Consider the following 12,857-nt stretch of genomic DNA (forward strand, 5'->3'; position numbering starts at 1 on the left):
TCGACGGTATGACATCATCCACCCGCCATATCCTGGCCGTCATGGCGACCGGTATCACGATTGGTGAATCCGTAATCTCCGGAAATCTTTGTTCCTACTGCCGGATCCTTTAGCCAGGCATTATAGGCTGCTTTCTGTGCAGCCTGCTGCTTTTCCGTTCCGGACAAAGCCAAGCTCCCATCGGAATCTAGGAAATTTGGGCAGCCGTATTCTTTCGCATATTCTTTGGGATCTCCGGTCCAGGTGATTCCGTCACGCGTCGTCACCGGAGGGAACTTGCCGTCTTCTGCGTAGATTTTTCCAGCCTCTTCTTGCCACAGGTGGTCCCATTGAACCGTCTTTGGCGGGCTAGGGGCGGGCGCTTCGCTGTCTGGCCAGAAGGCGTCGGTAGCCAAGTGGATTACAGTCTTTACCGCAGTGACGGTAACTGTCTTGGCGGCACCCTGTGGATCCAAGGCTACGTCGATGACCGTATCGGCTGCAGTATTTGCCTGCTCCTGGAACTTACTCTTCCATTCGTCTGCATTTTCTTTCTGGTCGTGCACCATCTGCTGGTACACATTACTTGCTTCCTGGCTGAAGAACCCTTCGATGACCCCACTGGCGTGGGTTGCCACGGGATTGTCCGGGTTTTCTCTCGAATATGCATCGGCTTGTTGTGATGCGTACACAAGCAGCTTGGCCCCGGCGTCCGCATTCTGCATGGCTTCGCCGGTGAACGCCAGCCATTCCTTGGATGAGACAGTAACGTGCCCCTTGCCGAGGTCCGTGAACGCCGGGTCGGTCAACGAGGCCTGGAGATCTGGGAAGTAGTGAGCGATGTCCTTGGCGAAGACAGCCTGCACTTCTGAATGGGTGTGTTCCCCGTCGTGGTTGGCGTAGTACTGAATCAGCTTCTTGGTGTTGTCTGCGGCGACGTTCTCATCCGCACCCATACCGTTCAGCGTCCCCGCCGCGATGACTCCGGCAAAGGCCTTGGCCTGAAAGTCCGGCAGTCCGCCGTGGTGGTCGGAGTCGTCCTTCATCCAACCGGGGATGACGTCCATGTTGTCGTGGAGGAACTTGGTGGAGGCCGCGGGGTCGTTGCCCATGGCCTCCCAGACCTTCTCGCCGTACATGTAGTTGCCAGGTGCCAGGCACTGCTTGCCGAGGTTCGCTACGACGTCCGTCGGGAAGTCGGCGTAGGCGAGCAGGCCGGACAGGTGCTGGAGGTCCTCGTTGCCGTTCTCGTCCTTGAACGTCGTCCCGTTGCGCATGGCGGTGGCGACCGTCGTCGCCAGGATGCGTGTACCGGCTTCGGGGTTGTCCGGGTTGAACATCATCGGACCGTCCTGGAGCCGGTAGAGCGCCGTCTGGCCCAGCTCGTCCATAGCGGCCTTGCAATAGTCCGGGTCCGTCTGGTTGGCCTCGAGCTTCTTCATGTAGTCGGCGAGGCTCATGTCCCCGTCCTTGTAAGCCTTGGCGTCCTTCTTGGCGGCCTTCTGGGCTTCGGACTGCGTCTTGTACGTGCCGATGTCCCCCGCGCCGGCGGAGACCATGCCGCTGCCGAGACCGATCTCCTTGTTCCGCTTCTCCTCGTCCATGGCCAGGCTCTGTCGACGGCGGAGCATGGGGAGCTGATCCTGTGCCCAGCCGAGATGCTTGGTGATCTTCGTCAGGCGGGAGGTGTCCATCTGAAGTCGACGCGCATGACTCATCCAGCTGTTGACCCGTGTGGGAGCGGCTGCGGCTCCGTCGCCGGAATTGGTGCCGATCTCCTTGATCAGATCACCGAGCCGGTCCGGGTTGATGCCGCGGAAGTCTCCTCCGCCGTCGTCCGGGCGCATGCGCTTCCCCCAGGTGAGCACTTCAGGTAAGTGAAGTTGTCGAGTGGCGTCGCGTGACGGCAGCCGCGTGCGGCGCCAAGCTTACGGACGCTGTCTGTCGTGTGCATGGTTTCACTGGTGCCAACGGTCCTGCGTTCGCTACCAGATCTGATCCGAACCGCAGATATGCCCCAGAAGCCCGATGTTGTCTGCACTTCAGGGACCGGATTTCTTGGACAGCGTTCCGCTGATCTCGCCGAAGGTGCCATCAGCAGAGGGTCACTGGTGCTGGCGCAGCTGACCTCAGAGGTTACGGTCGCCCGCAGTTCGCAGGGACCGTCGCCCGAGGGCCGCAGTTGCTTGATTCTGTGCCGCCGTGCGCGGTCCTCCCCGTCGCCTGCTTGTGCAGACACAAGGTGATCTACGCCATCGTCGAAGAGGCATAGGCAGCGCACGGAGGCCTCGCGGCTCTCACCGGGAATCTCCTCGACCATCACATGGCTTTCACATCGGTGGGGTTACTTGAGGGACGCAGTATTGATCGCGCCGACCGGGATGCAGTTGGTGGCGGGCTCGGACCACTCCGACTCGCAGAGGGTGGCACCGGCCAGGTTCGCCTTCTTCAGGACGAGCTGCCAGACCCAGTGGTAATAGACGGTATTTGCCTGCAGTGTGCCGCCGGCCAGATCGACCCCCTGGGTTTTCTCGTTACCGGTGAGCATCTGATCCTTGGTCAGGTAGTTTGTTCCGAAATCGAGTTCGGTTCCGGCGGCCCCGTAGAGCTCGCCCGATTTGATGTCGGCCTTGCGGCTCGGGTATTTGATCCCCATGTCGAAGGGGGGCGCGGCCATGCTGCGATTGCTCGGCTTGGCCTGTACTCGCAACAGGAGAGCCAGCGCCATCATGTTGTCCGGTGGGCTACCTGTCCCGTTCGCCAACTTCACGACGGTCCGGGCATCGAGGATCTGCAGGTCGTAGTTGTGCGTGCCCCGTACGCGCAGCACCGGCGTGCGGGCAGGGGGCAACGTGGACAGCGGAGGCACCAGCGGGTTGGCCGGGCTCTTGGCCGGCGACGGGGCCCCTGACGTACCCGCCGTCCCCTCTGCTCTGCCAGAGGTCGTGCCGGGGCTGCTGCAGCCAGCCAGCGTGCTCATGACCGCAACTGTTGCGCACGCCCACCGCGTGAACGTGCGTGTGTGTCGGTTGCTGCTCACTGTTCCCCCGGACGGACACATCGGTAAACGGTAGGAAATGACTTCAGAGGCTGCCCTGAACGATGACACCCCGGGGCGCTGGCGAACTCGATCGCTGGCTTCCTCGCTGTCAGTGGACACCCTGGATCAGTGGCTCAGTTCGGAAGCTTGGACGGGAGGTCGCACTTCGCGTCCTTGTGGGCCTGGCGGGCGAAGGAAGTGGCCAGGTCGATGAGCGCCTGGCGTGCTTCCTTGTCCGAGGCTACGAGTGGTTTCAGGGCGTCGGCGAAGACGGTCATGTTGTACTGGGCTTTGCTTGTCTTCTCGTGGGCGTAACAGGGAACCCAGATCGCGGCCACCTCGGTATTGGAGACGCCCTTGACCCCGGCATCGAAATAGGTGATCTTACCTCCGTTGTTCGGTGGGATATGCGTCTTTGCCCACTGTTGCCAAGGTGTGGCGGGACCTGCCTTGGCGTCGAGGGAGAAGAGGACTTGGTCGTTGTCTCCAGTGGTGATGCAGGAACTCCGGTAGCGCCAGTCCGGGTCCGGATTCCAGTTCTGGGTGAAGTCGTAATGGGCTGACCGGGCAAGTTTGGAGTTGAAGAGCCGAGCAGTCGCCTTCCGGTCGGGCACGTTTCGGCAGATGTCGTCAGCGCCGATGTGTCCGCGCTTCTCGAAGGCTCCGAGGAGGTAGGCGGTGAGCAGGGAAATAGCGGCAAGCGCAGCCACGCCTCCGTAGACGAAGGATTTTCGAAAACGCCTGCGTTGGGTCGGTTCCGTCAAGGCCGATCACCTCATCTCTGTTGAACTGAATGGAGAACTACTGGGCAGCACTGCTGTTTTTGATGAGACTGCTGGCGCTGTTGAAGCCCTTCCCTGCCTCGTCCCCCGCCCTGGACGCGGCTGCTTCGTCGCCGGTGGCGGCCTTGACGGACTCCTGGGTCGTCAGGATCGCCGAGTGCTGGATCTCATCCATGCGCTTTACGTTCTTGTAGACCTGCTCCTTCTCCTCGGAACCGTCGCCATCGAAGCCGTCGAGGATTCCGTTGAAGACCTCGCCCGCCGCCGTGCCGGCAAGCCCGCCCGCATAGACACCCGCCGGGCCGGTGAACGGCTCCATCGCAATGGATGTGGCGCTGCCGACCAATGAACCGCCCCACAGACTCACGTGATCCTTCCAGGCACCGTCCCGTGCGTTCGCGTCCGCGTCGTTCTTGTCGGCCTGGAAACGCTGACCATCGCCGATAACACCCTGGAACAGGCCGGTTTCATAGGCGATTTTGTCGATTGTGTCGCCAGTCGGCTGAGGATACGCATCCGGATGCTTCGCCTGTGCCTCCATCAACGCAGCCGCATATACGTGCTGGGAGACGTTCAGCCGGTCGTACCCTTCCTTGTTGCGGGATACCGCATGCAGGAACCGCGCAGCATCGTAGGTATCGATTTTGGCTGCGGCCCCAGGGGTTGGGTAAAGTTTTTCCCCGTACATGATGTCGCCGTCCAGACTGCGCTGCAGATCCGGCAAGTATTCAGCTGATATGTTCGCGAAGCTGTCCGAGAGGAAGGAATGGTCGAGGAGACGGTCCTGGTCCTCGGATACCGACTTGACCAGGGCGCTGAACAACTCGGCCTGCTGCTTCGAGTGTTTGATGTCCTCGGCCGTGGCCTGTTCGCCCGAGCGGTGGCCGGTGGTGGCGGCCTCCAGGGCGAGGCCCATCGAATTGAGGCCCGTCACGCTCTCCTTGCCCGGCTTGCTGTCGTCGGGCCACTTGCGGTCTTCGAAGAGGTACTTGAAGTTCGTCTCCGGCTTGCCGTCGTCGCCCTTCTGCTGCGCGGTGAAGAACTCGGTCGCGGCGGCGGGACTGTTGGCGAGTGCCTTCATGTAGCCGGTGAGCGGGTCGTTGCCCTCGTCGTTGCCGACGTGGTTGACCGTGCTCGTGGTGCCCCAGCCGGATGCGTAGGGCTGGTCGGCGCCGTCCAGGATCCGTTTGTCCTCCTTGACGAGCGCCGTTCCGTAGTTCACGAGGAACTTGTCGTCGTAGTCGCCGTACCGCATGAGGTTGCTCATGACGATGAAGCCCTCGGGGCCGCCGGAGTCGCCGGCCGGGGCGGGGCCGGGGTCGCGGATCGGCTTGCCGCCGATCGCGACCATGTCCTTCTTCCACTTCTGCATCGCCGGCGAATCGGAGTGGGTGGCCGCCGCCACGGTGAGACTCAGGTTCTTCTGCATCTCGTCGAGGTCGCCGGCGCGTGCGAAGTCGGAGGTCTCGCCGTATCCGGCAGGCCTGTCGAGGTTGCTCATCTCATCCCAGAGCTGAAGCGTCTTCCGCGCTCCGAGCGCCCCTACGACCTTCTCCGCGAAGGGGTACTCGTCGTAGTTCTGAGCGAAGAGTTCGTTCAGCTCGTCGAACTCCTCAGGGCTCAGGTCCTCGGGGTCCTTCTTCGCCAGCTCCGTAGCGCGCTTGGCGGCCTTGGCCGCCGCGGCGTTGGCGGAACGGCTGACCTTCCCCTCGTCGATCTGCACCATGCCCTTGAATCCTGGGTACGGATCGTCGTCCATGTTCATCGCCAGGTGGTAACGCCGCTTGAGCATGGGCAACTCGTCCTGCGCCCAGGACGCCACGCGCAGCACATCGGCCAGTTCCTGGGTGCCGATGCCGTAGTAGGCGAGCTGCGCCTTGTAGTAGGAGGCCCGGTCCTGCAAAGTCTCCTGATCGCGTCTTACGGAGTCGATCGTGCCCTTGAGCTTGTCCGGGTCGATCCCCGAGAAGACTCCGCTGCCGCTTCCCCCGTCGTCCGGGCGCATATCCAGTTCCCCGTTTTCCCTCGTGTCACTTCTGCCGTTCCTGGACGGACCGTCAGTACATGCGTCTGTTCCGGTTCATCGAAGTGGCTTCCTCCTGTGTGACCTTCTCCGGCATGCTGTCGATCTCGCGCTGGATGTCGTCCAGGACCGTGGCGATCCGAGTGCGTACCACCTTGCGGTGGCCGGCCGTGTCGTTGTGCCATTTGTCGGCGTTCTTGCCGACCCAGGACTTCGAGGAGTCCCGGCCGCCTTTGCCTACGTCCGTCACCGCCCTCTTGAAGGCGTCGACGAAGTCACCGCGCTCCTTCTCCAGCTGCGTCTTCAGCTTCTGCAACCGCTCCCGTTCCGGGTTGTCCACCTTTGGCTTGTCGCCGTCGGTTCCCATGCCCCTGCCCATCGCTGTGTCAGTGGTTGACGGCCTGGATCTCCTGGACCGTGATGTCCTGAGTGCTGCCGAAGGTGCCGTTGGGGAATGTTCCGCCGGCGTCTCCGGTGCCGGTCCAGGTGATTTCCCAGGTGATGGTGGCCCGGAGCTTGAAGGTGCCGTTGCCCGAGGAGCGGAGGTACTTGAGGCCGCAGGGCGGAATCTCGTCGGACTTGCCCTGGGCGTAGGGCTCGCCGATGGAATGGTCGGCGTTGATGACGCACTCGCCGGAGGTGGGGTAGGTCGCGGCATCCGGCGTGCCGGGTTCGAGCTTGAGGGAGAGGGGCTTCGCGGTGGTCGTGGACTGGAGGCTGAAGCCGGGGACGTTGATGGCCGCCGTGGCCTGGACCTCGTTGAAGACGGCCTTGTCGAGCCAGGCCCATGTCGGCAGGTTCACCTTGGTGACGGTCTCGGGCGCGAGGCTCACCTTGGTGTCGGGCAGCTGCATGTGCTGGTAGGCGAGGGCGGCGAGGATCTTAGGGTTGATGGCCTCTTCGTACCGGGCCGGTGGGGCTTCGCCGTTGTCGACCCAGAAGGGGAGGTCGTTGCACGAGCTCCGCTTGAGTACGTCCGGTTCGTCGGGATTCTCGACGGCGGCCCAGAACATCCCCTCGCCGTCCTTCTCGACGTTGTAGTCCTTGTACCCGGGGGTGTCGGTCCAGCCGTACTCGTCCTCGTAGTGGCGCTGCATCTCACCGATCGCCGCGCCCGCTGTGCCGCCCATGCCGGGCGTGTTCTTGGCGCTCTCGATCTGCTCGGACATCTTCTTCTTGAAGTCCTTGGCACCGAGGTAGGGGGCGTACCAGCAGGGCGGCGGGGTCCAGTTGACGTCGGAGGACGTGACGTTGCCGGTACTGCCGTCCTTGGTCACGGAGCCGGAGTACTGGATCTTGGCGGAGGCGTAGATGCCGGTGTCGTCAGGCCCGCCGGACTGCTCTGTGTCGGCGCCCTTGCCGGTGCCCACGCCCGTTGCCGCGTAGGCGGGCCCGGTGAGGGCGAGGGTGCTGAGAGCCAGCGCCAGTGCTGCGGTGGCGAGGAGCGGACGGCGTACTTCCTTCACCGGCACTTTGTCGCCTCCGTCTCGACGTACACCTTGGACGCCTGCCACAGGTCCGTACCCGTGGGGTACTTGACCATGATGATCTTGAAGTAGTCGAAGTCCTTGATGCTGGGATCGGTCTTGAGGACCTTCCCGCTCTTGGTCTCCTTGCCGTAGAACTTGCTCGAGTCCGAGCAGAACGCCACCTCCACTGACTTGCCGTCTGTGGTGGACCGTGTCGTGGCGTCGTAGTGGCGCCGGGTGCCGATGACCGTCCAGCCGCCTTTGATATAGGCGTTGATCTGCGTATCCGCGTACTTCAGTCCACCGTCGGTGGCATACGTGGCGACGGCTGCGTCCTTGGTCGTGCGCTTGTCGACGCCTCGGTAGATGGCGCGGAGGAAGTTCGCGGCATCGTCCATCGCCGCCGCCTCGTTCTTGTCCTTCGGCTTGCTCCAGTCGAAGACCAGGTTCATGTCCTTGGGCAGCGACACGTCCACACCGTCCGGCTTGTCCTCCGCCGGTGCTCCCGAAGCTGATGCCGATGCCGTCGGTGTCTTCGTTCCCTGGTCGACACCGGCGATCTTGTCCTTGTCGCTGGCCTTGTCGTCGCCGCTTCCGCAGGCGGTCAGCAGCAGTGATGCCGTTGCCGCCAGCGCGGCAGCGGCGGGCAAAGTACGGCGCTTCACAGTGAACTCCCCGTGAGAAAAAAGACCATTCAAGAGAGTCGACGGTATCGGGGAGGTTCTTGGTTTCGCCACAGCGAACTCCGCTGTGAATGGTGATAATTCTGGGCGCATGGGGTGCTTGGGAGTGTGACCTGCGTCCTGATCTTGCCTGAACGGGTGGCGGCCTCGGATGCCTTGAGACGCTGCGTCCGGGCTGTTGTGAGGTTTGAGTTCCGTTTCGCTATCGCGGTGCTGGGGAGGTGCGGTGGCCCTCCAGGCAGGGGGGCGTACGAGCGTGAGGCGGGCGCGCCGGAACGGAGGCCGGTGAGAACGGCAGTCGCTGCCCGCTGCCGGGGCGATGGGGAGGGGTAGCCAGTGGAGGATGCGAGGGGGGATTACGTCATGGGTGTTGACGCTCCTGGCCCGGCGAGGGTTCGTGCTTCGCGCGGTCGGGTGGTTGGCTCCGTTGGGTCCGATTCGCGTTGATGCCGTTGCGGGAAGCGCCGCCGGTGCGCACAAGACTCTCTACCGGGTTGCCTGAGCGAGCTAGGGTCAACTCGCTGCGGCCGTCGGGCGTGGTGGCTCTGCCGCTGTGTCCAAACCACTATCAGGAAGTCTCATGACTGACTCCTCGTTCAGCGACGACGCCCAGGTGGCGTCCTCCTCTGCTCGGTCGGCGCCGGGTGCCGGACAGCAACGCGGTCGAAGGCGGCTGATCGTGGGAGGCGTGGTGGTCGTGGCCGCCCTGCTCGCGGGCGGCGGGACCTGGTTGGCGACGAGGGGCGGTGGTGATGACTCCGGACAGGGTGCTCCGGTGGTGCCGACTGCCTTCGGCGACTATAAGGAGGCTAAGCCTCACGATACTGAATGGACCTCAATCGGCTCAGAATCAGTCAATACCGATATCAGCAAGGGGCAGGTCAACCTGACTTATCGGGGCTCTAGTGGGAAGGCTTTGATAATCCGCGTCAAATATGAGCCAGATGCCGCTTCTGCATCGAATGGGGCGAGTGAGGATTTTTACTCGATCTACGGTACTCGGATCGACCCGAATCAGGTCAAGACGTATCCGGCAGGTGCCGTTGGTGGGGAGATCCAGTGCGCGGACATCATTATTGTCAGGACCAAATTGACCACGTGCGGCTGGCACAACAGCACGACGGACGTCGCCTTGGCCCCCGTGCTCAATCACTACGAGGTTGTATCCGCCGAGGCGCCGTCAGACCTCCGTACTTTTATCAACGCGCTGCACATTGTGCCCTCGAAGTGAGTGCAGTGGACTCGCGCCAGTACAGTGACTTCCGCGAAGGTTAATCCGGGATATTCTGGAACATCTGAGATGTTGCGAATCCGCTGAGTTGCACCTTGGTGACCACTGCGTAATCCTGCAGCCATCGTGAATAAGCGTCCAGTTGCTGGGGGGTCATCTTGTCAAGGTCGTCCATTACCTCGCCTGTGGGCTTCAGGAAGTTTTCGGCGGGGCTCTTGATGTAATTCTTCGGGTCGCCTGTGTAGGTCGTGCCGCCCTTGCCGTGCGGCCCGATAGTGACCGGTTTGGTAAGGGTGGGGTCGAATCCTCCCTTCCAGCCGCTCGCCGGGTCAGCCGCGAGCTGCCCAAGCGCAAGGGACCGGTAACCACTGCGCCACGACGTGTCCAATTGGGCCTCGGACAGACTTTTGTACTTGTCTGCGAGCCCGCCCGGTGCCTCCTCGGGCTTGACACTCATCTGTTCCGCCAGCCAGTCCGTGAGCAGGCCCGTCGCGGAGTCACCGAGCCCGGCGAGCTGTTCCTTGCCCATGTCGGCGACGGCGGTGGTACCGCCGGTCGCGGCTGCCTTCACTCCGTCGACCGCCGTCTCGATCATCTGCTTGCGGAATTCGTTGACGTTCTCCGCCCAGGCCTCGGCGTCCCCCTGGATGGATCCCTTGGCGTAGGTGAAGGCCGTGCCGTACGCCTTCAGCATCAGGCCACGCTTGATGGCCAGGTAGTCGGTCGCATGGCTGTTCGTGCTGTCTGTGCGCACAAGTTGGTTGTCGATCTGCTTCCGGTACGACTCGAAGAGCGCACTCATCTCGCCCGCCGCCCGCGGATCCCTCGCCGCCTCGTTCATCATTGCCTGCCACATCGGCGCCCCCGCCTCCAGACCGAAGCGGGACGGATCCTGGCTGTTGAAGAATGCCTTCTCGTCCCACTTGGACGCCTTCTCGGCGAAGCCGCCTGTGGTCGCGTCGCCCATCCAGAATTTGTCGGCGACCGGGGAGGTGATTCCGTTCTCCAGGTCCTTCCAGTGCGAAGTGATCAGCTGTGAGTAGAAGTAGTCCACCCCCTCGATCGGGTGGAGGCTCTGCTCGTCGCCGTTCATGTGCTTGTAGTTGTCGAACATGAGGTGCGCGGTCAGTTTCTCGGCGAGGGCCTCGTTCGTCTGGCGGAGGTCGATGGTCGCCGAGTGCAGCACCTTGACGAGGGCGGCCGAGCGGGACTTGTCCCAGGAGCCGGCGGGGTTGTAAAGCATGGTCTGGACGGTGTCGTAGTCGTGGCTCATCCATTCGCCGGACGCCTCGGGGTTGGCGGCGATGGCGTTGAACAGCTGGGCGTAGTGGTCGGCTTCCCAGGGGTTCTTTCCGCTGCCGTTCATCCACTCGTTCTCGAAGGTCTTCTGGTCCTTCGAGAAGACCCGGTCGCCGAGTGCTACCAGGAAGTCCTTGTCGTAGGTCCCGCCGGCGAGAAGGGGCATCAGCCGGTCGGGGCGGAAGCCGCGCTGCGGGTCCATGGCGAACTTGTCGAACCACTTGCTCCAGGAAGCCTGCTTCTCCTGGGCGGTCTGACCTTCGAAAGCCACCTGGGTAAAGGTGCCGAGCGTCCTGGCGACGAGATTCCGATCGTGGGTCAACGCGTCCGGGTGCTTGTCGTAGTAGTCGTCGTAGGGATCGTCGTCCATCTCGTTGGACAACCACACCAGTTTGTCGGGTCCGAGCGTGCTGTAGAAGGCCTTGACGAAGTCGGCGTCGTCGGCATTCGCTTCCAGGGCGGCGAAGAGTTCCGCGGAGTCGCTGCCGCTGAAGTCCTTCTTGAACCGCTCCGCCAGCGCCTTGCCGTTGCGTTCGGCGGCCGCCTTCTGGCCGACCATGGCCTCGTCGATCGTCACCATCGCCGTGCCCTTGGGGGCGTTCGGATACGGCTTCCCGCCGTTGCCGTCGCCGGTGACGGCCAGGGCGAGGTGGTAGCGGCGGATCAGCAGGGGCACCTGGTCGTCCAGCCAGCCGCAGATGCCGAGCAGTTGGGACAACGGCTGTGTGTCGATGCCGTGCCGCTCGAAGCTCGACTTGATCCAGGTCACGCTCTGGCGCATCCGCTCCTTGTCCGACTTGACCGAGTCGATCATGCCGTTCAGCGCCTTGGAGTCGATCCCCGAGAACTCGCCCATGCTTCTCTCCCCGTTGGTGGTGCGTGTGCTGTCACCGCATGACCGGCGTCAGAAGCCCTGCAGATCCATGCGCATCATCTTGGCCTCGCCCGGGGTCACCTTCTCCGGGCACTTGGCGATCTCCGCGTCCACTGCCGGGATGAGCTTCTCCACCAGGAGCTTCATGTGCGACCGCCGACCCTCGAGGTCCTTGGTCCAGTCGCTGGCTGCCTTGCCTGCCCAGACCCTCTTGCTGTCCATGTCCTTGGCCGCGGTCTCAAGTTGCTTCTTCAGCATCTCGGTCTCCGCTCCGAGGCTGTTCTTGAGCCTCTTCAGGGAAGCCAGGTACGGATTCTCCACTTTCGGCTGGGCGTCTGGCTCTCCCACGGTCGTCCCTCCCGAAGTCGCTGCCGCACAGGCTGCGTTGCATGATGTCACGCAGGAACCGGGCCGGGCATGCAGCCCGGTGCGGCCGATTCGACCTCGGTGTTCGCCGTCCAGCGCGTGAGGGCCGAACGCACCCTGGTGCGGCCGCGGATCCGCATGCCTGGCCTGCCGCTCTCCGGTGGTTGTTTCAGGCGGTCACAGTCCACCCTGTATCCACTGTCGTCCTCAGGTTTGAGGGTTCGGCCGGGCGGCCGACCGCCCTTGGCGGACACGTCCGGTTTCCGCTTGTGAAGATGTCTTCACGGACTTCACGGACTTCACGGAGTCGCATCGGTCTCTCAAGGGGCTTGGTCCCGCGTCTGTCACTCATGGGATCATCCCTTGGTACGCCGACCATCTACCTCTGAGGACAAGCACTCATGCTGACCACGCGACGGAGGACGGCTGTGGCCGGCCTTCTTGCCGCTCTCGCCGTCTCGGTGACCGGTTGCAGCAGCGACTCCGGCAACAGCTCGGCGAACGACAAGATCAAGGGGGCGGACAGCAGCGAGTCGGCTTCCGTGTCGCCCTCTGCTTCCGCGTCGGCCGACAAGAACGCGCCGGGCTTCGACTTCCCGTCGGACATCACCGTGACCGTCGACCGGAAGGCGACGGGAGATGGTGTCAAGGACGCGGTTCTGCGTGACCTTGCGTACTCGGCCCAGGCTCGACTCGAGGCTTTCGCCAAGGGGAACGGGCAGACCGCCAATCTGAATCGCTACTTTGCCGGTTACGCCCGTACCTACTGGATCAACAGGGTCGCGGAGCTCAAGAAGGAAGGGCTGACCGTGACGGGGCACTATCGGTACTTCGATTTCGAGGTCACCGACATCGCCAACGGCAAGACCGCGGCGGCCCGTTACTGCGAGGACCAGAGCAAGGCGTACGGCAAGGTCATCAAGACTCAGAAGGTGCAGGTCACCAAGCCGAGCGACAAGGACTTCATCCTTAATACATTCCAGGTCGCGAAGGACTCGGCCGGCGACTGGCAGGTCACGCAGGAGAGCTGGAAGAAGGGCGACGCCTCGTGCGTACAGGGGTAGGCGCTCGAGTGGCTCGTCCCCTCCTGCGGGCAGCGGTTGTCAGCCTT

General features: G+C 63.1%; 11 protein-coding genes. 2 read left to right on the forward strand and 9 right to left on the reverse strand.

Features of this window, described 5'->3' with window-relative positions; all coding sequences use genetic code 11:
• Positions 1-14: 14 nt before the first annotated feature.
• The 7 genes from ACIPSJ_RS09390 to ACIPSJ_RS09420 all read right to left on the reverse strand — a co-directional run bounded on the left by ACIPSJ_RS09390 (position 15) and on the right by ACIPSJ_RS09420 (position 7,958).
• Positions 15-1,826, reverse strand: a complete 1,812-nt coding sequence (locus ACIPSJ_RS09390) for a hypothetical protein (RefSeq protein ID WP_401344820.1) — start codon at positions 1,824-1,826, stop codon at positions 15-17.
• Between the two features lie 497 nt (positions 1,827-2,323).
• The gene (locus tag ACIPSJ_RS09395; protein ID WP_401344822.1) at positions 2,324-2,959 is read right to left on the reverse strand and encodes a hypothetical protein; all 636 of its coding nucleotides are present in this window, start codon (positions 2,957-2,959) and stop codon (positions 2,324-2,326) included.
• A gap of 194 nt (positions 2,960-3,153) precedes the next feature.
• Complete coding sequence (locus ACIPSJ_RS09400; protein ID WP_401344824.1) at positions 3,154-3,783, reverse strand: hypothetical protein; 630 nt, start codon at positions 3,781-3,783, stop codon at positions 3,154-3,156.
• 37 nt (positions 3,784-3,820) lie between these two features.
• Positions 3,821-5,806: a hypothetical protein gene (locus tag ACIPSJ_RS09405; protein WP_401344826.1), complete on the reverse strand. Its 1,986-nt coding sequence runs from the start codon at positions 5,804-5,806 to the stop codon at positions 3,821-3,823.
• A gap of 52 nt (positions 5,807-5,858) precedes the next feature.
• A complete protein-coding gene (locus tag ACIPSJ_RS09410) occupies positions 5,859-6,191 on the reverse strand; it encodes a hypothetical protein (protein ID WP_390968449.1) in 333 nt (110 codons plus the stop codon).
• A gap of 19 nt (positions 6,192-6,210) precedes the next feature.
• Positions 6,211-7,290, reverse strand: coding sequence for a hypothetical protein (locus ACIPSJ_RS09415; protein WP_401344828.1), 1,080 nt, complete (start codon positions 7,288-7,290; stop codon positions 6,211-6,213).
• Entirely contained in the window at positions 7,287-7,958 is a 672-nt protein-coding gene (locus ACIPSJ_RS09420; RefSeq protein WP_401346196.1) for a hypothetical protein, read from the reverse strand. The genes ACIPSJ_RS09415 and ACIPSJ_RS09420 overlap by 4 nt, the downstream gene beginning before the upstream one ends.
• 598 nt (positions 7,959-8,556) lie before the next feature.
• Between ACIPSJ_RS09420 and ACIPSJ_RS09425 the strand changes: the two genes are divergently transcribed.
• Positions 8,557-9,207, forward strand: a complete 651-nt coding sequence (locus ACIPSJ_RS09425) for a hypothetical protein (protein ID WP_401344830.1) — start codon at positions 8,557-8,559, stop codon at positions 9,205-9,207.
• A 40-nt stretch (positions 9,208-9,247) separates the two neighbouring features.
• On the opposite strand, the gene ACIPSJ_RS09430 is transcribed toward ACIPSJ_RS09425, so the two are convergent.
• Positions 9,248-11,362, reverse strand: coding sequence for a hypothetical protein (locus ACIPSJ_RS09430; protein WP_401344832.1), 2,115 nt, complete (start codon positions 11,360-11,362; stop codon positions 9,248-9,250).
• Positions 11,363-11,410: 48 nt separating this feature from the next.
• Entirely contained in the window at positions 11,411-11,728 is a 318-nt protein-coding gene (locus tag ACIPSJ_RS09435; RefSeq protein ID WP_355709672.1) for a hypothetical protein, read from the reverse strand.
• Between the two features lie 419 nt (positions 11,729-12,147).
• Between ACIPSJ_RS09435 and ACIPSJ_RS09440 the strand changes: the two genes are divergently transcribed.
• The gene (locus tag ACIPSJ_RS09440; protein ID WP_401346272.1) at positions 12,148-12,810 is read left to right on the forward strand and encodes a hypothetical protein; all 663 of its coding nucleotides are present in this window, start codon (positions 12,148-12,150) and stop codon (positions 12,808-12,810) included.
• The last annotated feature ends 47 nt before the right edge of the window (positions 12,811-12,857 follow it).

It is taken from the genome of Streptomyces sp. NPDC090088, from assembly GCF_044747345.1.
In the GTDB taxonomy this organism is placed as follows: domain Bacteria; phylum Actinomycetota; class Actinomycetes; order Streptomycetales; family Streptomycetaceae; genus Streptomyces.